At 44.6% G+C, this 18,904-nt stretch carries 15 protein-coding genes; 12 read left to right on the top strand and 3 right to left on the bottom strand.

Annotated elements, in window-relative coordinates; translation table 11 throughout:
- The 7 genes from ACMXI2_RS16735 to ACMXI2_RS16705 all read left to right on the top strand — a co-directional run bounded on the left by ACMXI2_RS16735 (window position 1) and on the right by ACMXI2_RS16705 (window position 9,654).
- Complete coding sequence (locus tag ACMXI2_RS16735) at window positions 1–1,503, top strand: RagB/SusD family nutrient uptake outer membrane protein (RefSeq protein ID WP_483777236.1); 1,503 nt, start codon at window positions 1–3, stop codon at window positions 1,501–1,503.
- A gap of 10 nt (window positions 1,504–1,513) precedes the next feature.
- Window positions 1,514–2,536 (top strand): MBL fold metallo-hydrolase, encoded by a 1,023-nt coding sequence (locus ACMXI2_RS16730; RefSeq protein WP_483777235.1) that lies wholly within the window; start codon window positions 1,514–1,516, stop codon window positions 2,534–2,536.
- Between the two features lie 179 nt (window positions 2,537–2,715).
- Window positions 2,716–3,339, top strand: coding sequence for an RNA polymerase sigma factor (locus ACMXI2_RS16725; RefSeq protein ID WP_483777234.1), 624 nt, complete (start codon window positions 2,716–2,718; stop codon window positions 3,337–3,339).
- A gap of 129 nt (window positions 3,340–3,468) precedes the next feature.
- The gene (locus tag ACMXI2_RS16720; protein ID WP_483777233.1) at window positions 3,469–4,467 is read left to right on the top strand and encodes a FecR family protein; all 999 of its coding nucleotides are present in this window, start codon (window positions 3,469–3,471) and stop codon (window positions 4,465–4,467) included.
- Between the two features lie 85 nt (window positions 4,468–4,552).
- Window positions 4,553–8,011 carry a TonB-dependent receptor gene (locus ACMXI2_RS16715; protein WP_483777232.1) on the top strand — a complete coding sequence of 1,153 codons (3,459 nt, stop codon included), beginning with the start codon at window positions 4,553–4,555 and terminating at the stop codon, window positions 8,009–8,011.
- A gap of 32 nt (window positions 8,012–8,043) precedes the next feature.
- Window positions 8,044–8,838, top strand: a complete 795-nt coding sequence (locus tag ACMXI2_RS16710) for a hypothetical protein (protein WP_483777231.1) — start codon at window positions 8,044–8,046, stop codon at window positions 8,836–8,838.
- A gap of 15 nt (window positions 8,839–8,853) precedes the next feature.
- The gene (locus tag ACMXI2_RS16705; protein WP_483777230.1) at window positions 8,854–9,654 is read left to right on the top strand and encodes a hypothetical protein; all 801 of its coding nucleotides are present in this window, start codon (window positions 8,854–8,856) and stop codon (window positions 9,652–9,654) included.
- A gap of 200 nt (window positions 9,655–9,854) precedes the next feature.
- On the opposite strand, the gene ACMXI2_RS16700 is transcribed toward ACMXI2_RS16705, so the two are convergent.
- Both ACMXI2_RS16700 and ACMXI2_RS16695 read right to left on the bottom strand, forming a co-directional pair.
- Complete coding sequence (locus ACMXI2_RS16700) at window positions 9,855–10,547, bottom strand: response regulator transcription factor (RefSeq protein WP_483777229.1); 693 nt, start codon at window positions 10,545–10,547, stop codon at window positions 9,855–9,857.
- Between the two features lie 4 nt (window positions 10,548–10,551).
- A complete protein-coding gene (locus tag ACMXI2_RS16695) occupies window positions 10,552–11,988 on the bottom strand; it encodes a sensor histidine kinase (protein WP_483777228.1) in 1,437 nt (478 codons plus the stop codon).
- Window positions 11,989–12,188: 200 nt separating this feature from the next.
- Here ACMXI2_RS16695 and ACMXI2_RS16690 point away from each other — a divergent pair, with 200 nt between their 5' ends.
- Window positions 12,189–13,112 (top strand): hypothetical protein, encoded by a 924-nt coding sequence (locus ACMXI2_RS16690; RefSeq protein ID WP_483777227.1) that lies wholly within the window; start codon window positions 12,189–12,191, stop codon window positions 13,110–13,112.
- Between the two features lie 26 nt (window positions 13,113–13,138).
- On the opposite strand, the gene ACMXI2_RS16685 is transcribed toward ACMXI2_RS16690, so the two are convergent.
- A complete protein-coding gene (locus tag ACMXI2_RS16685) occupies window positions 13,139–13,606 on the bottom strand; it encodes a hypothetical protein (RefSeq protein ID WP_483777226.1) in 468 nt (155 codons plus the stop codon).
- A 274-nt stretch (window positions 13,607–13,880) separates the two neighbouring features.
- Between ACMXI2_RS16685 and ACMXI2_RS16680 the strand changes: the two genes are divergently transcribed.
- The 4 genes from ACMXI2_RS16680 to ACMXI2_RS16665 all read left to right on the top strand — a co-directional run bounded on the left by ACMXI2_RS16680 (window position 13,881) and on the right by ACMXI2_RS16665 (window position 18,774).
- Entirely contained in the window at window positions 13,881–14,513 is a 633-nt protein-coding gene (locus tag ACMXI2_RS16680; RefSeq protein WP_483777225.1) for a TetR/AcrR family transcriptional regulator, read from the top strand.
- Complete coding sequence (locus tag ACMXI2_RS16675; protein WP_483777224.1) at window positions 14,503–15,864, top strand: TolC family protein; 1,362 nt, start codon at window positions 14,503–14,505, stop codon at window positions 15,862–15,864. Before ACMXI2_RS16680 ends, ACMXI2_RS16675 begins: the two co-directional genes overlap by 11 nt.
- Window positions 15,865–15,934: 70 nt before the next feature.
- Entirely contained in the window at window positions 15,935–17,023 is a 1,089-nt protein-coding gene (locus ACMXI2_RS16670) for an HlyD family secretion protein (protein WP_483777223.1), read from the top strand.
- A 173-nt stretch (window positions 17,024–17,196) separates the two neighbouring features.
- Entirely contained in the window at window positions 17,197–18,774 is a 1,578-nt protein-coding gene (locus ACMXI2_RS16665) for a DHA2 family efflux MFS transporter permease subunit (RefSeq protein ID WP_483777222.1), read from the top strand.
- Window positions 18,775–18,904 lie beyond the last annotated feature (130 nt).

Below are 18,904 nucleotides of genomic sequence, written 5' to 3'. Positions count from 1 at the left end.
ATGAAATATTTAATAATACCAGTATTCGGCAGTATGCTATTATTGTTTTCGTGCAGTAAAATATTAGATACCAAGCCAACTGACTTCCTTACACAGGATACTTACTGGAAAACAGAAAAACATGCTATAGAGGCACTGTCAGGATGTTACAATGCGCTTACACATGATGACCTCTATAACAATCAAACACCTTTCATGTTTGAGGTTATGTCGCCCAATGCCTATCATAAGGATAATTATCAAAATGCGAATGATTTTGCCACCGGTACCCAATCTGCTACTACCACGGGTATGAACCTGCTTACCTGGTCCGGTTGTTACAGAGGAATTGGGAGGTGCAATACGCTGATTGATAATATCGGGGCTATCCCGATGGATGAGGCACTAAAGAAACGTGTGGTTGGTGAAGCGAAATTTTTGCGGGCATTTTTTTATCAGATGCTGAATGAACTTTTTAATGGTGTGCCCTTGGTCATAAATCAGCCTAAAGTAGCAGAACATTCGAATTTACCCAGAAATACTTATGCGGAGGTACTAACACAGGTACTTAAAGATCTTGATGATGCAGCGCTTGTATTACCGTCAAAGTACCCTGCTGCATCAGGCGGAAGAGCTACATCAGGGGCAGCACTGGCGTTAAAAGCAAGAGTTTTGTTACAGAATCGCCGGTATGAAGAAGTGATAACCACTATAGAAAAAGTGATTGATTTAAAGGTGTATGGTCTTTTTGAGAATTATAATGGTATTTTCAAGAAAGTAAATGAAGGCAATAAGGAAATTGTTTTTGACGTAAGATTCAAATACCCCGAGATACCTAATATGTATGATATAGTGCATGGACAATACAATACTCAAACTCCTACACAGGAGTTGGTAGATGTATATCAAATGACAGATGGCAAATCAATACATGAAAGTCCATTGTACAGCAGCGCCGCGCCCTATCAAAACCGGGATCCCAGGTTTGAACAGTCGATTGTTTATTTAGGATCACAATGGCGTAATAAAATAGCTACAGAAGCAGAATTGCACCAAACCGGGTATGCATTCAAAAAGTTTACAGAATACACCGGTACTACCGTTGGAGATATCACCAATCCCCAAACCAATTATGTGGTGATCCGATATGCAGATGTACTACTCATGTATGCAGAGGCAATAAATGAAACCACCGGACCGGATAGCCGGGTATATGATGCCATTAATGCAGTAAGACAAAGACCAACAGTAAATATGCCTGCTCTTGCAGCCGGTTTAGATCAGAACGGTATGAGGAAAGCCATCCGGTTGGAGAGAAGGATAGAGTTTGCCGGAGAGGGAATTTATTTTTATGATATCAGGCGCTGGAGGACCATAGAACAGGAAATGAACGGAGATGTTCATGCGCATGATGGCAAGTTTATGCAGAAAAGAAAGTTCAATCCTGCAAGGGACTATTTCTGGCCGGTTCCTTTCACTGAAATTGATCTGAATCCTGCATTGAAACAAAATAGCAACTATTAAAATAGTTTATATGAAAAAGTTGCAAATAGGTATCAGCTTATTATTGCTACTGACAGCCTCCCTTTCGGGGTATGCTCAGTCTGAGAAATTACAATATTGGAAAGACATCCCTGGCTTTCTGGAGGCGCAAACAAATGCTCTAAGCAAGGAGATTCAAACGATATTAAAGGATAATCCACCGCAGTTGAATCCTTCTGCACAACGAAAGCTGGCTCTTTTTTCCATTGATGGTTTATTACATGATACCCGGCTGGATACCACTGCGGCACTAAAGTCTTTTATTGTTGATAGAATGCAACAAGTGCTGAATGATTTTAAAATCGCTGCCCCTAAAAAAGGCATGCAGGTGTATAAATTATACAACCAGGGGTTTTTAGTTCGAACGGAATCTGTTACTATAGGCTTTGATCTTGTAATGGCCAATACAAAACATGGGAGGCTGATTGATTCCGCACAAATGAAATCTATAGTAAATCTATGCGATGTGCTTTTTGTAAGTCATATACATGGAGATCATGCTGACCTGGAAGTGGCGAAGATGTTTGCCGGTCAACAAAAGCAGGTATTTGTACCCACGGGAATGTGGGAAGGTATTTCTACACATATACAACCCCTCCGGGATACAATGGTGCTTGATAAACAAATATTGCTCCATAACGGGAAAAGAATTACCGTGAAAGTTTTTCCCGGACACCAGGATGAAACAGTATTGAATAATGTATATCTGGTTACTACAACAGAAGGTTATACAATGATGCATACTGGTGACCAATATAATAAGAAAGATCTCGTCTGGTTAAGGAGAGTTGGCCAATTGGCAAAAGTGGATGTATTGCTTTTGCATAATTGGATTCATGATATAGAAGAAATCGTAAAGGGAATTAACCCAAAAATGGTAATAAGTGGACATGAAAACGAAATGGCCCATTCGATAGATCACAGGGAACCCTACTGGTTAAGCTTCAGAAGAATGAAAAATATTGCATCACCATTCCTGGTAATGGCTTGGGGCGAACATTATTTGTATAGATGATACAGGCAGGGTGATATAACAGGACAAGTGAGTATGATACTTGCTTGTCCTGTTTTTATTATTATTTTCACGCTTCCCCTCGTCCACGATATTCCTTTGTGATCTTACCCATACATAACCGTTAACTTTATGATAATATTGCAAGACTATATTTGCCCTGCATAAGGACAAATCAGTACATGGCTTCAGGCATCCAGGATCACACTGCATTATGGCAACAGGTAAAACAGGGAGACCGCACCGCTTTTGACCAGGTGTATCATTTGTATGCTGCTCCTATTTTTAGTATGGTGTACAAACATATCCGCAGCCGGGCCGATGCGGGAGATATTACACAGGAAGTTTTTATGGATTTGTGGGATAAAAGAGCAGATATTACTATACAAAGTTCCCTTTTTAACTACTTATACAGCATAGCCCGTAACAGAACATTCAGATATATAAAACGTAATGCTGCCCGTCCGGAAAGCCTGGACTTGCTGCAGGAACTACTGAATGAACAAGGCATGCCACTGGTTTTCCAGGAGGCTTATTCTGCATCTGCCATCCGCACGATGGAATCCTCTGTAGCCAATGAAATTGCAGGGCTGCCTGCACAAATGAAAAAGGTGTACCACCTGAATCAGGAAGCTGGTATGAGCGTACCTGAAATAGCTGAATTGCTGCTGATTTCCCCCAACACGGTTAAAAACCATCTCTCCAAAGTGCGCAAGCGCCTCCGCCAGACTGTATCCCGGTTAACTTTCCTGTTCTTTATGCTTTTTATTGTTTTGCTCACCGCAGCAAGATGGCTGGTGATTTAATTCCCCTCGCAATATTACCAAATTATTAACTCCATTTTCCGGAGTAGTCTGCTTTTCGTTTTTAGGCTCTATCCTGTAAGGGGGTACTATAAATAGTATTTATAGCCCTCCCTTCTTAAAGAAAAAGCTATGCAAACAGAACAACGCTTCAGGGAACTTTTAGACCGGTATATAGCTGGTACCTGCACTTCTCAGGAAAAAGCCATCATGGAAGAATGGTTTGAAAAAGGGGGCGACATGGAGAAAGCAGACCTTCAGTTAAGTGCCGAAGGCGAAGCGCTGTTACTAAATAACATTCATCGTTTGCAGGATAAAACGACCGTTCCTGACAGCCTCCCCGTGCGTAGCAGCAAGCTGCTGAGGCCATTATCCGGCTGGCGTGCCGCTGCTGTATGGATGGGGGTGCTGATTACCGCAGGCGCCGGTATATGGAAGGCAGGAACAATCCAATACGCAGCTACTCCCGCACAAACTGCGGCGGTGTTCAAAGAAATAACAACCGGTAAAGGGGAAATAAAGCAGGTGGTATTACCCGATAGTTCAGTAGTACTGCTTAATGCCGGTTCCTCATTGCATTATCACTCTGACTTTGCCCGTCACCGCCAGGTACAGCTTTCGGGTGAAGCATTGTTTACCGTAACCCATGACGACAAACATCCTTTTACAGTGCAAACTGCCGACAGCCTGGCCACTATGGTACTGGGCACACAGTTCAATATCAACAGCTATGCCCAGGGAGAAGATATACAGATCACCGTTGTATCCGGTAAGGTGCAGGTCAGTAAGCCGGGCAGCGCACCGGATATCCTTACCCAGGCACAGGCCATCCATTACAATAAGGCCAGCAGGGATTATACCATCCAACGTGCTGTATCTGCGGAAAGCCTGACCAGCTGGGCAAAGGGCGAATGGGATTATGAAAATGTCCGGTTCAATGATCTGGTGGTGCTACTGCAAAATCAATATGATGTTACCCTCAATACGCGGCGGAATCCGCACCAACTGCAAACCAATGTCAATGTCAATTTTAATAAGGAGCAATCGGCCAGTGAAATCGTGGAAGTGTTTTGCAGTTTAACCGGATGCCGGTTCCGGATCATCACCCCTGCTGAAATAGAGATCTATTAACTGCTATAAAAGCAAAAGCCCTGCTGTGAACAGGGCCAATGCCATTCTTTCATTCGTTAAAATAAAAAAAGTAAAAAACAAAGTTATGCTACTAACATGGTTGAAGCAACCTGGAAGGAAATTATTTATCCTGCCCGCCCTGATCCTATTATTGCTATTGCCGCCTATGGTAACGCTGGCGCAGGAAACGAAGTACTCGGTAAAATTTGAACAAGGCAGTTTAGAACAGGCGCTGGGCGTACTCCGTAAAACAACGGGCGTAAGTATTGCCTTTAGCAAAGAAGAAGTAAATGGGGTTGCGATAAAATCAGCGGAATACAACAACAAAACGGTGGAGCAGATTTTAAGCGGGCTGGTCACCAACATTCCGTTTACTATAGAAAGAAAAGGCACTGCCTGGTTGGTTAAAAAAGCCGCGGATAAACAAACGCCATCTGCCACTCCCCAAAAAGCTCCTGGAAAAATCAGCGGGAAAATTATTGATGAAGAAAACGGTGATCCTATACCTGGTGTCAGCATCCGCATTGGCAATAGTGGGACAACCACCAGCATAGATGGTTCTTTTAGTATTGCGCTGCCAAAGGGAGCCTATCAGGCAGAAATCTCGTCCTTAGGTTATGGCGCCAAACAGGTCACCGATATCGAAGTAAAGGACAATCAGACTTTTACATTAAACGTAACGCTTAAAAGAACGAAGCATACACTGAGTGGCGTAGTGATTACCTCTTCTGCAAAAAAAGAAAGCATCAAAGCGCTCTATGCCCGCCAAAAGAACGAAGCAGGCATCTCCAACGGCATGAGCAGGGAACAGATTGCAGCGTTGCCCGACAAAAACATAGGGGAAACATTAAAACGGATTTCGGGAGTGAGCACTAATGACAACCGGCGTGTAGTGATACGAGGTATTGCGGAGCGCTACAACCTTGCTATGATGGACGGCGCCATATTACCCAGTACGGATGTACAGGTGCGCGACTTTGAGTTCGATATTGTTCCCAGCAACCTGATCGACAATGTGATCGTATCTAAAACGGCAACGCCTGATATGAGCTTTGGCTTTGGCGGCGGGTTGGTACAGATCAACACGTTTGCGATTCCTGATCAAAACTTTACAACAATAGGTATTGGCGGAAAATACACAAGCGGAAGCACAGGAAAAGATTTCCTGGGTTATGGCCGTGGAAAAAATGACTACCTCGCCTTTGATGATGGCAGCAGGGACCATTTCCCCAAAGACCTGCTGATCTTTACCAATCAAAACTATAATCCTATCAAGCCGTATGATCTTCCTCCCAAAGGTATTCCGGCAATAACACCTGAAATGATTGCAGCGCAGAACAAAAAAATAGGCGGTTTGGAACGGATAGGCGCCAGGACCTACAAGGCATTACCGGGGCAAAACTACCAGCTCAGCCTGGGACGTAGCTATAACATTAAAGATAGCCGTTTCGGTTTTGTGGGTTCACTCAGCTACCGCAATGAGCAATCTATTGATGATATTTCCCATTTTGAGCGGGGCGACTGGGAGAAGATCGGCAATCGCGTTTATAACGTAGCCACCGGAGAAGAAATCGATCCTACTTTTTCCAACCAGTATAATTTCAATACCACCTGGGGCGCCTTGGTCAACCTGGGGTGGCAATCAAAGCATCACAAGATCACTTCCCGCAATTTCTATTCACGGGTATTTAATAACCAGTTTTCCCGTATCGTGGGATATGGTAATGACATTGGTTATGGCGAACGTCCTGCCATCCGGGAATATGACCGTCCAAAGTTTATTGACCTGTTGCAAAACCGTATCAATGGTGAACACACCTTTGGTGCTTTCCGTTTTGATTGGAATGTGGCCCGCAACAAACTCTCCAACCTCGAAAAAGATGCCGTGGAAGCCTGGCTGATGCCTACAAGTACGCTTAATGGAAGCAGTTACAATATAACACCCAGTGGCGTTACCAATCCAGGTGGCGGAACATTCAACCGGGCGCAATACCTGTATGAGGAAACCAATAAAATAGCGGAAGGGTCCCTGAGCTATCATTTCAACGTACTTGGAAAAAAGCAGATAGTAAAGTCCGGTTATCAGTATATGGAGCGCCAGGGTCTTTACGACTGGACCCTATTGCCGATCAGTACCGTACGAACAGTAGGTAGCGTATATGCGCATGTTCCTGTACAGGAATGGGGACAATTCCTGGAATTCAAAGATCCCATGAAAGACTTGTTATATTATCCTGCCAGTTTTTCCCAGAACGGATATGAAGGAAAGAATACCAATCAGGCCGTTTATGGTATGCTGGATAACCGTTTTACCAACTGGCTGCGTTTGGTATGGGGTGTCCGGGCTGAATACTACAATTACGAAAGAATCAGGAGCGGCGCCAATGACCTATCTATCAGTACGCTCATAGAGCGGGGCGAAAAATACAGGTTCGTGGACCCCGAAACCGGAAAAATCGTAACACCTACAGCTGATCCGGAAACCGAAGAGAAAAAATGGCGTTACCTGCCTTCAGCAAGCCTTACCGCTACACCATTGAAGGATTTTAATATACGGGCTGCTTATTCACAATCGGTGGTAAGACCCGCACTGATCGAAAACTCCCGGATGATCCGCTATGATCCGGCCATAGGTGCTTTTCGCCGGAATGAAGGTGTGCTTTCTACCTTGATTGACCATTATGACTTACGACTGGAATGGTATCCCAAACCTGGTGAGGTGATCTCTGTTGGTTATTTCTATAAGTATTTTGACAAACCGGTAGAGCTGTACCGTATACAACCGGATGCCACTATGCGCGTATATGTATCTACCCAAAACTCAGATTGGGCAAAGGTGAACGGGTGGGAATTTGACCTGCGTAAAAGCCTGGGTTTTATCTATCCGCAGTGGAAATTGCTTGATAATATTTACCTGAGTGGTAACCTTACTTTACAGCGTTCCGAAGTACAGTCTGCTATGTTTGTAGGAAAAGGTATGATTGAAGACAAATACGACAGAAGCTATGAGTACCGCAGCAAAGTATTCCAGAGAGAAAAAAGACCATTATATGGACAGGTGCCTGTGCTATACAATATAGGACTGCAATATGATGGCAACCGTTTAGGAGCCAATATGGCCTTTAATCACATGGGCTACAAAACCTTCTCCACAGGCATTACTCCGAATATTGTAGAGTATGAACGTCCACGCGATCAGCTGGATGCCCAATTAAGCTATAATTTTCTGAAAAACAAAAAGCTGAAGGCAAAGCTGAACATCAGCAACCTGCTAAACACTCCTTACCGCTTTTATATTAATAGTACTGACACGTATAAGCTGCTTGATAAATGGAAAGGCATGCCTATGTCAGAAATTTCTTCTACAGGAGCCACAGAATGGAGTGATATCTACGAATGGAAATATGGCTTCTCCCAGAAATATGAAGAAGGTTATTATGAAACATCAGCAGACGGGAAAACTAAAACCCGGATTGGTGACAAGGATACCTTCATTCGTAAGATTGGCACCTCTTTCAGTTTGTCCGTTTCATATTCCCTTTAGATTTCATCTGATTATAATAAAACCGTAACGTCATGAAGACAATAAAGATATTTTATACCATACTGGCAGGTGCCTTCCTGTTGATACTGGCTGCCTGCAACAAAGGGGAAGACGATTTTTTATACAAGGAAACTATAGCGCCTGTGATGTTGAAAGGCTATAATAGCAGCAACGAAACATTGGAGATAAAACTGGATACCTTTAAGATCAATTATCCATTATCACCCAATAGTGCCTTTGATCTTATCGATGCGTATACGTTCTATGGCAATACCAATAAAGTAAAGCTGTCATTAACAGAAAAGGGAACGGGAAAAGTGGTGCTGGAGAAGGAAATAAAAAGGGGAGATGGCCCCACCAACCTCAAATTTCTTTATCTGAATGGTAAAGTAAATGACCTGCCGGAAAAGCCGGTGGTTGAACAGGGAAAAATAAAAATCAGTTACCTGTTCATGCCAACGCTTACTAATTATACAGCGCCTGTAGATATTGTGCTGATAAAATATTATTTCACACCCAAGGCATTTGAGGAGATCATCCGGATTAAAAATGTAAAGCCCTATGAATTCAGTGAGCCTGTCACTATTTCCAGCTTTCCAACTTCGGGGCAAGAATATAATGGACAGCCTACCAGTGTGCTGTTTAAGGCTTATATCTACAAAGCAGGTACGAATGAATTTTACACGGAGGGAATGGGATATACCTGGCATGCCACTTCCTCCAGTGCTCCTATACCAACTGCATCAGTGGCATCTTCCAATTTGTATATATTCAATGAAAGCACTGCAGGAAATAGTATAAGGTTTACCAAATTATTTGAACTATAACTAATAAACGAATCAATGAAGCAATTAATACAGTACATGAAAATAGCCGGTATCATTACCATGCTTATTAACGTGCTTGCAGCGTGCAACAAAGAGGAGCTCAACCCGGAAAAAGCAATACAGGTGATCATCAGTGGCTACAATGGCAGTGCGAACGAATTGGAAGTATCAATAGATACCACCAGGTACGACAAGAGTTTGGCCAACGGAAAATTTATACTCCAGCCAGCCTCTTTAATAGGCTTTAACGCAGTATATACCTACCGTGACCCTGCGTTACGTTCGAAGGTTACCCTAACAGATCCTGCTACCGGGGAAATAGTCTTTAGCAAACCACTTCCTGCATCAGGCACAAAAGCCTGTTTTAATTACATCTATTTAGATGGTAAGGTGGTAGAAGTAAATCCTCCGGCAGCCGAAGCCACCACCAATAAATTGGGTTTTTATATTCACTATGCAGATAGCGATGCGCCCTTTGATATTTTCCTGTACAGAATTGATAACACCACCGGGCAGGAATACCGGGAATACCTGGCAAAGCATGTAAAACGGAAATCATGGATTTATATAGATTATATTCCTTCCGCTGATTTTGATAATAAAAATGCCCTGAGCAATAGCAGTGTTTGTTTTACGAAGGCAGGCACCACAGATCAATGGGCCTTTCAGGATAATGAAACCATGAGTAAACTGCCAGCAATGGGAATGGGTTTTCCCCTTGCCGGTGAAAAAGGTTTGGTGTTGCCTTATTTTATTACGCCTGGCTCCTGGCAGTTAGAGCAGTCCCGTTTGTTTTTCTATCCGGACAGGTTCTAGTAAGTGAACTTTTTCGGGTTACCCCTGTTAACTATGTATCACTATGAAAAACACCTATAGCGGCAAAGCCCTCCTGTATTTGTTTTTCCCTTACATGATTTTACTGAAATGATGAAGATACGGTTGATAAACAGGCACAACATCTTGTAAGAGATGTGCAGGGGCGGGCCCTTAAGCGATGTAGCGCCCGCCCTTTTTATTTAAGTAAGACTGAACATGAACCCGATCCCATAAATATTCCGGATACTGATATTTTCATTTCCCTGGAAGTATTTGCGGAAGCGGGATACAAATACATCTAAACTTCTTCCTACAAAATAATCATTTGCTCCCCATACCTGGTGCAGGATATCTTCCCGCCGGATCACCTTATTGCTGTTGTGATAGAAGTGCAGCAGCAGATCGCTTTCCAGCGGCGTGAGAATGGTTTCCTTGCCATTGCCGATAAGCTTCAGCGAGTCTTTGTGAAAACGCATACCTCCAAGTTCAATGGCATTGCTGGCGGCTATGCTGTTTACGATCTGGTTTCTTTTCAGGATGTTTTTTATGCGGAGCACCAGTTCATCTACATCAAACGGTTTTACGATGTAATCGTCTGCCCCGATCTTCAGGCCGTACAGGCGGTCTTTCTTTTCACCACGTGCTGTGAGGAAGAGGAACGGAACGCTTGGTTGTATTTTCACCAGTTCCTGCGCCAGTTCAAAGCCATCCATTTCGGGGAGGTTGATATCTATCAGGATGATATGCCAGGCCGTGGGAGTGGCGGTAAAAGCCTCCAACGCCGATTGCCCGTTTTGTTGCCAGTCGACAGTGAAATCCATCAGCTCCAGGTATTGTTTTACAACGTTACCGAGATCCGTTTCATCTTCTACCAGCAGAATGTGATGTTTCATAGCTTTATATTTTTGAAGGTATGGTAATTACGAAAGTACTTCCTGCACCGGGCTCGCTGCTCACTTTAATCGTCCAGCCATGTGCATCCACGCACTGTTTTACATAGTAAAGCCCCAGGCCCAGGCCTTTTGTGGGCCTGGACAGATTAGGCTGGTGCCGGTAAAATTTCTCAAAGATATGGCGGAGGGTAGCGGCGTTCATGCCGATACCATTGTCTTGTATGATCAATGCGGTAGATTCTTTTTCCGGCAGCGTAGTAGTAGTAATGGTGATGATCTTCTCCGGCTGGTCGTTGTACTTCACGGCATTATCCAGGATGTTTTGCAGCAGGGTAGTAAAATGAAAGGTATCTGCTTCAATCATCACCGGGTGGCCGCTGTTGTTGAAAGTGAAGCGGATGGCCTGCTTCATGGTATTAAGACTATACACCGCCAGTATTCCGCTGATCAGTTCATTCAGATCTGTGGTAGTGGTTTTGAGCGCCAGTTTTTCCGTAGCTGCAATATTGATGACCTTTTCCACCAATAGTTTCAGGCGTTCTGCCTGCCTGTGTATAATCTCGGAAAGAGCGGTAACGCTTTGTTTGTTATCCAGTGTTTTTTCGTTCTGGATATTTTTATTGGCAACGATAATAGCCGTGATAGGCGTATTAAACTCGTGGGTGATGTTATTGATAAAGTCTGATTTCATATCAGACAGATGTTTTTGCCGGATCCATTTGAACAAGGTAATGGCAAACAGCGTGATCACCGCCAGCAGGGTAAGTATACCAGGCAGGATGGTATATTTCATTTGCCGGAGTACGAGCGTGCGGCGGTTATAGGGATCTGCATAAAATGAGAACGACAGGGAATAGGAGTAGGGCAGGGGCGAATTGGCCACCAGCGAGGATGCCGCGCTGTTTTCATTGAGATGCGGCAGGTTGCCGCAAATAAAGAGTCCCATTTCCTTTTGCCTGTTGGCCGGGATGAGCGGGTATTTTTTAAAGCGGTTGTATACGTTCACGTACTGACTGTCTTTGAACTTGATATCCAGCCGGTGAATGCACAGGGCAAACAGGAGGGAATCCTTGATCCCGTCGTTGGCTTTAATGGCTTTCAGCATGCTGTCGGTGTTCTCATGCTTTACCAGTTCGCGGATAATGCGGTTCACGAGGTGTTGCGCGGCGGTGTCGAAGCCGTGGCGGTTGGTGTTGTACAGTTGTTCCAGGTAAGGGTACTGTGGCACAATGATGCTGTCCAGCAGGGGTTGCCCTCCCGGGAACAGCTTATCGTTGGCGATAGCCAGGTTGTAGGCTTCACCGATCCTTCCTTTTTCCACGTAGTTAAAACGACTGTCCAGCAACTGATAAGTATTATATACCAGGAAAAACTGTACAATAGCCAACGCGATAATACAGATAACAGCTGTCAGGATATACAGCTTGATGGAATGCCTCATGCTTCGCTTTGTTACTTTTGGTTGATCTTTCCTGTTCTTCAATTGATAACGACGTCCGCTCCTGATACTTTTAAGTTTTGTTTACAATCCGTTAGGGATTTTTTAAAATTGATTCGATTCCTGTTGGCTATTTTCACCATTAAGATACTACTTTTTTGGTATTAGAAAATCGATTTAGCATTTTTTATAAAAATCCCTGTATGAAGAGATATTTATGCTATGTATTATTAGTTGGTGGCAGTCTTTTTACCCTTGCCACCTTTGCTTCGAAAAATACCGGGTGGATGCCGTCTTTGGTGAAGGATACCACGGCCACGCCACCGCTTACCTGGAAGGAGCATTGGTTTGAGCACGCGCAGGTAATGCGCCGGGTATTCAGCAATTCGTCGGTAACGGTGTATTACGACAAGGAAACGCCCGAAAGTATTACCTGGCCGGATACGCTGTTAACGAAGGTGTGGAACTACACCACTAAAACTTATGGCGCCTTTGGCAAGGATAACCGTTTGTTTGTGTTGCTGCATACCGGCAAATATGGCGGCGGTCATCCGTCTACCTATTTCGACGGCAGCCATGACTACCGCAATGTGATTGATGTAGGACATGAAGGTGATTGGGTGAGCAATACCGGCTGGAACCTGGATGCAGCCGTGCATGAGGTAGGACATATTGTGGAAGGCGCGGCTAAAGGAGTGCATGGGTCGCCGGCTTTCCCGATATGGAAAGACAGCAAGTGGATGGAGATCTATCAGTATGATGTATACCGGGCATTGGGCTGGGATGCAGAAGCGCAGCGCTGGTTTGATATGCAGATGAAGAGCATGGACAATTTTCCGCAGCCGGGAACACAGTGGTTCAAAAACTGGTTTTACCCGATCTACCATCAGTACGGCGGGGCTAAAGTGCTGAACAATTTCTTTACATTACTGGCCGCCAACTTCCCCCGTAACGGCAACGCATATACGCGTGATATGAACTGGGGAGAGTTTATCCATTTCTGGAGCGGCGCTGCGGGCGTAAACCTGAAACCACAGGCCACCATTGCTTTTGGCTGGCCTGCCGGTTGGGAAGAGGAGTTCCTGCAGGCGCAGAAAGAATTTCCGGGAGTAAAATATACAAGATAAAAAGCGGAGGGAATGCCCTCCGCTTTTTATCTTGTATAATACCTACGTGCCATGAAGGAAAGTGGTAATCCGACCATTGCCATCAATATAAGCATATTAATAACGGAGTTGACTAAACGCAGCGGCCCATGCGGTACCTGGCTTAACGGCACTACCACCAGGTTCATTACACACCACACCAGTAAACCATAAATGAGCCCGGTGGCCACCGGGTGTTTGTGCAGTCCTGTTATCTTCGGATAGAGGACGAAGAAAACAAACGACCACGTCAGCGCAATAAGATAATGAAACAGTAACCCCCACCACATCATGGCCGGCCCCCCGCTAAAGGCGGCTTTACCAAATACACCGCTGCTGATGTATACCAGTATTTTGCTGACAGGCTGGCCATGACTAACAACCGAAAAATACACAAAAGCAGAAAGGATGTCCAGGGTGCCGGTAATGAGGCCGGCCAGTAAAACAATACCCGGAAAGGAGGAAACAGCACGCATGTGATTTATTTTTATATAGTAAAACAGGGCAGTATGACTATCTCTCTTAAATTATAAAATTCTGCTATAAAAACCTCGCTATTGATAGGATTTTCTTCTTTTTTATTAAGCTATTATTAAGGAATATTAAAAACAGCTTAAAATTTCAGACGTTTTTATTGATTATCAATTTTATACAGTTTTAATTATTCGAAATTTAAACAACCGGTTAAATAAACGCTTGTTTAAATTAAACGTTTGTTTAACTTTGCTCTATCAAATCTAAAAAAGGAACATGGAAGAGTATAGTGAAAAACAGCTCTCAATTTTAAGGGTTGCAGAGCGGCTATTTGCCGATCAGGGCTTTCATGGCACATCGGTAAGAGATATAGCGCAGGAGGCGGATGTGAACATCGCCATGATCTCCTATTATTTCGGTTCAAAGGACAAATTGCTGGAATCTATTTTCAAATATAGAATGGAGGCTTCCCGGAAGTTCATCAATGAATTACTGGAGAACGACACGATGGAGCCCCTGGAGAAGATAAACAGCCTGATCGACCGGTTCATCAATAAGATGCTTGGGGAGCAGTATTTCCAGTGCATCATGAGCCGCGAACAGCTGAACAGCCAGCAAAGCCCGGTCAGGGATCTTATCTGGCAACTGAAAGGAGAAATGCTCGGTCTGATGCGCCCCATCGTTACAAATGCCCAGGAAGCGGGCATCTTTTATAAAGATGTAGATGTGGAAATGCTCATGACTTCTTTATTCGGGACTATCCATCAGGTAATACCTGCCCAGCATATATTAAGGACGAACCCTGAAGCGAAGGACCTGAACGACGATGAATACAGGGAGTATTTGAAAAACAGAGTAAGTACACATTTAAAAAAATTGTTCAAAGCAATCCTAACACATGAATTCTAAAAGCATATACACACGATTATATGCGCTTGCATCGGGAATCCTGCTGACTTTTTTCTTTCAGACAGCATCCGCACAACAGAGCGTAAAACCGCTTTCGTTAAATGAAGCCATATCGCTGAGTATACAAAACAGCAAACAATTAAAGGTGAGTCATGCTAAAGTGGATCAGGCTACTGCCTCACTGAAAGAAGCCAATGAACGCCAGTTACCGGATGTAAGTGTTTCCGGTTCTTATCTCAGGCTTACGCAGCCTAATATCGACATGAAACTTAAACTGGGAGATGATAGCAACGGTGGCACCAAAAGTGAAAGCCCCAAAGTGAATTCAGCAGCTTATGGTATTGCCAGTGTATCGGTACCCATCTTTGCGGGTGGATTGATACAAAGTGGTAAAGAATCTGCCCGTTATCTGGCAGAAGCTGCGCGGCTGGATGTTGATAAGGACCGTGAAGATGTGATCCAGAATACTATCGCCGCCTACAGCAATCTTTATAAGGCAAAAGCCGCAGTAGCACTGGTACAGGAAAACATCCGGCAGTCGGACGAAAGGGTGAAAGAATTTTCCAACAAGGAAAAGAATGGTCTCCTTGCCCGTAACGACCTCTTAAAAGCAGAATTACAGCAATCTAATTACCAGCTGGCACTGATGGACGCTGAAAACAACCTGAAAATTGCCAACCTGAATATGGATATCATGCTGGGCCTGCCGGATAACACCATGCTCCAGGTAGACAGCACCGTATTCAAAGTAGATGACAAGGTAGATGGACGCGGAGTAGCAGAGTTTGAACAACTGGCTTACCAGAATCGCAAAGATGCAGCTTCTCTCACGGCACGTGAAAAAGCAGCCAATGCAGGAATAAAAGGAGCTAAAGCGGATTATTTCCCGTCGCTCGCTGTAACCGGCGGATATGTGGCCGCTTACATTCCTAATGTGATCACCATTACCAATGCCGTAAATGCAGGAGTGGGGCTGAAATACAATCTTTCTTCCCTCTGGAAAACCGGATCAAAAGTAAGTAATGCAAAGGCGCAGCTGGCAGAAGTACAGGCCAACGAGGCGCAGCTCGTGGATGGTATTCACCTGGACGTATACCAATCTTACGAAAACTACCTCCTGAGCCACAAGAAAATGGATACTTATATCAAAGCGATAGAACAATCAGAAGAAAATTACCGGATTACGAAGAACAAGCACGATAACAACCTGGCTACCACAACAGATCTGCTGGATGCCGACGTTGCAAATCTGCAGGCGCATCTCAACTATGCGTACGCAAAGGCAGATGCACTGGTAGCATATAACAAACTGTTACAGTCTGCAGGTATACTGGAATCCAACAACAAATAATACCAACAAACCAATAAATATCAAAGCCGTGGAAACGCAAACTCAAACAAAACCTACTAACAATATAAACATGCAGGAAACAACCGCGCCTAAAAAGAAAAGCAATGGATTCGTTATAGTGCTGGCAGTGCTGGTGCTGGGTGGCGGCGCATTTGGTATCACCAAGTATGTTCATGGTCAGCACCATGAAGAAACTGATAATGCGCAGATCGATGCTAACGTGAGCCCGGTTATACCCCGTGTATCCGGTTATGTGAAAGAAGTAAGAGTGAAAGATAACCAGGTGGTGAAGAAAGGTGATACGTTAGTGATCCTGGACGACCGCGACCTGGCCATTAAAGTACAACAGGCTGAAAACGCCCTTTATGCGGCACAGGCTAACCTGGGCGCTGCACAGGCCAGCACCGCTGCTGCCGAAGCAGGTATCAGCACCGCACAGGCGCAGGTAGGTACTATTGATGCACAGATTGAAGCTGCCAAAGTAAACCTCTGGAGAGCCAGCCAGGATTACGACCGTTACGCTAACCTGATTAAAGATCATTCTATCACCCAACAGGAATTTGAACAGGCTTCTGCTGCCAAACAAACTGCTGAACGTCAGCTCGACGTACTGGCCAGGCAAAAGGCGGCAGCCAACCGTCAGACAAACGTAGTGAGCTCCCAGAGTGGCGCTACTTCCAAACAGATTAACGTAGCCAATGCAGGTATCAAACAGCGTGAAACAGATGTGGATGATGCGAAGCTGAACCTGTCATACTCCGTGATCCTTGCTCCGGAAGATGGCGTACTGTCAAAAATTTTCGTACAGCCGGGACAGTTTGTTACAGCAGGTCAGTCTTTATTCAGCGTGGTACTGAGCACTACTCCGTGGGTAGTGGCCAACTTCAAGGAAACACAGCTGGATAAAATGAAACTGGGTCAGAAAGTAACCGTACATATCGATGCTTATCCTGAAAAAGGACTGGAAGGCAAAGTAACTTCCTTTGCTCCGGCTACCGGCTCTAAATTAGCCCTGCTGCCAGCGGATAACGCTTCCGGTAACTTCGTAAAAGTAGTGCAACGCTTACCGGTAAAAATCGAGTTCGATAACCCTAATGATGAACTGGTAAAACAGTTACGCCCGGGTATGAACGTACTGGTAGACGTGCATCTCAACTAATCATATACATGAATAGCAACGTATCCGGAGTTAATAATTAGTGGGAACCATGCAATAATTAACAGACAGGCGTAATCGATTAGCTTAACAACAGATCATCAACAGAAAGGTCATGTTCGTCATTAATTATTAACTCCGGGTAGTGTTGTTCTCATTCAAAATATAAGTGCTGCATGCAACAAGAATCATTGATAGAATACGGCTCGCGCAGGGTGATCATTACGATCACCGCTATATTCTGCGCTTTGCTGGAGATAGTGGATACCACTATCGTAAATGTAGCGTTGAATGACATGCGTGGTAACATGGGCGCCACGCTCAGTGAAATCGGATGGGTCATCACCGCATACGCTATCGGTAACGTAATCATAGTACCGATGACCAGCTGGTTATCACAGCAATTTGGTCGTCGTAACTACTTCGCGGCGTCTATTATTATATTCACCGTTTCCTCTTTCCTCTGCGGTAACGCAACTACCATGTGGGAGCTGATTATATTCCGCTTCATACAGGGTTTGGGTGGAGGTGCATTGCTGGTAACCTCTCAAACGATTATCACTGAAAGTTATCCGCCCGAAAAACGCGGTATCGCCCAGGCCATTTACGGATTGGGTGTAATTATTGGTCCAACGTTAGGTCCCCCGTTAGGCGGTTATATCACCGATAACTATTCCTGGCCTTATATCTTTTACATCAACATTCCGATCGGTGTAATCGCTACCCTGCTCACACTGCAGTTTGTACGCAGCCCGAAATATGGTGAAAAAAGGGCGATGTCAGAGATAGATTTCCTCGGTATAGGACTCCTGGCGTTGATGGTAGGGTGTTTACAATTTGTATTGGAACGCGGACAGGAAGACGACTGGTTTAACGACTCCACGATTACCGCCCTCACCGTAACAAGTGTATTGGCCCTGTTCTTCTTTGTATGGCGCGAGCTTACCTATAAGAACCCCATCGTGGAGCTGAGGGTGCTCAAAAACGGAAACCTCCGGGCAGGTACCATCCTGTCGTTTATCATGGGCTTTGGCTTATACGGATCAACCTTTATCATCCCGCTGTACACACAAGGTTCGCTGGGATGGACCGCTACCCAATCCGGTATGCTGATGATCCCTGCGGCATTGACTACCGCAGTCATGATGCCGCTCATCGGTAAGATGCTGGAGAAAGGTATTCCGCAACAATACCTGGTGGCTAGTGGTATGTTCCTGTTCTTTGTGTTCTGCTTCTGGGGTTATAAAATTATCACACCTGCAGATACCGGTTCAGACGCTTTCTTCTGGATGCTGATCGTTCGCGGGATAGGTATGGGTTTACTCTTTATTCCTATCACCACGTTGTCGTTGTCTGGTTTGAAAGGACAACAGATTGGCCAGGGAGCAGCCTTCACTGGTATGATGCGTCAGCTGGGAGGATCATTTGGTGTGGCTTTGATCACTACGTTTATGGCCCGCCAGAATATGCTGCACCGGAGCGACCTGGTATCAAAACTGGATACCAATAACCCCGATGTAATTAACCGGGTAAACGGGTTACAGCAAAGCTTCGGCGCCAAAGGAATGGACCCTCACCAGGCGCTGAACACAGGCTATAAATTACTGGATTACAGTGTTACGAAACAGGCCGCCATATTATCCTATATGGATGTGTTCCTGTACCTGGGCCTGATATTCCTGATTTGTGTACCGTTTGTACTTATGGTAAAAGCTAAGAAAGCTGCAAAACTTGATCCGTCTGCTATGCACTAACGGAAAACAGTTTTTCAAGATAAATTATTGTTGCAATAACAGTGTAACAGTTGTAGGTTTAGGTAAATAAGCCCCGATTTTAATCGGGGCTTTTGTTTTTTCAGGAGCAATGAATTAAATTCATAGAAAC

The sequence above is a fragment of the Chitinophaga sp. G7 BAM 1005 genome (assembly GCF_057126945.1).
Note: the sequence above shows the minus strand (reverse complement) of the source record. Positions and strands in the feature narration are given on the sequence as shown.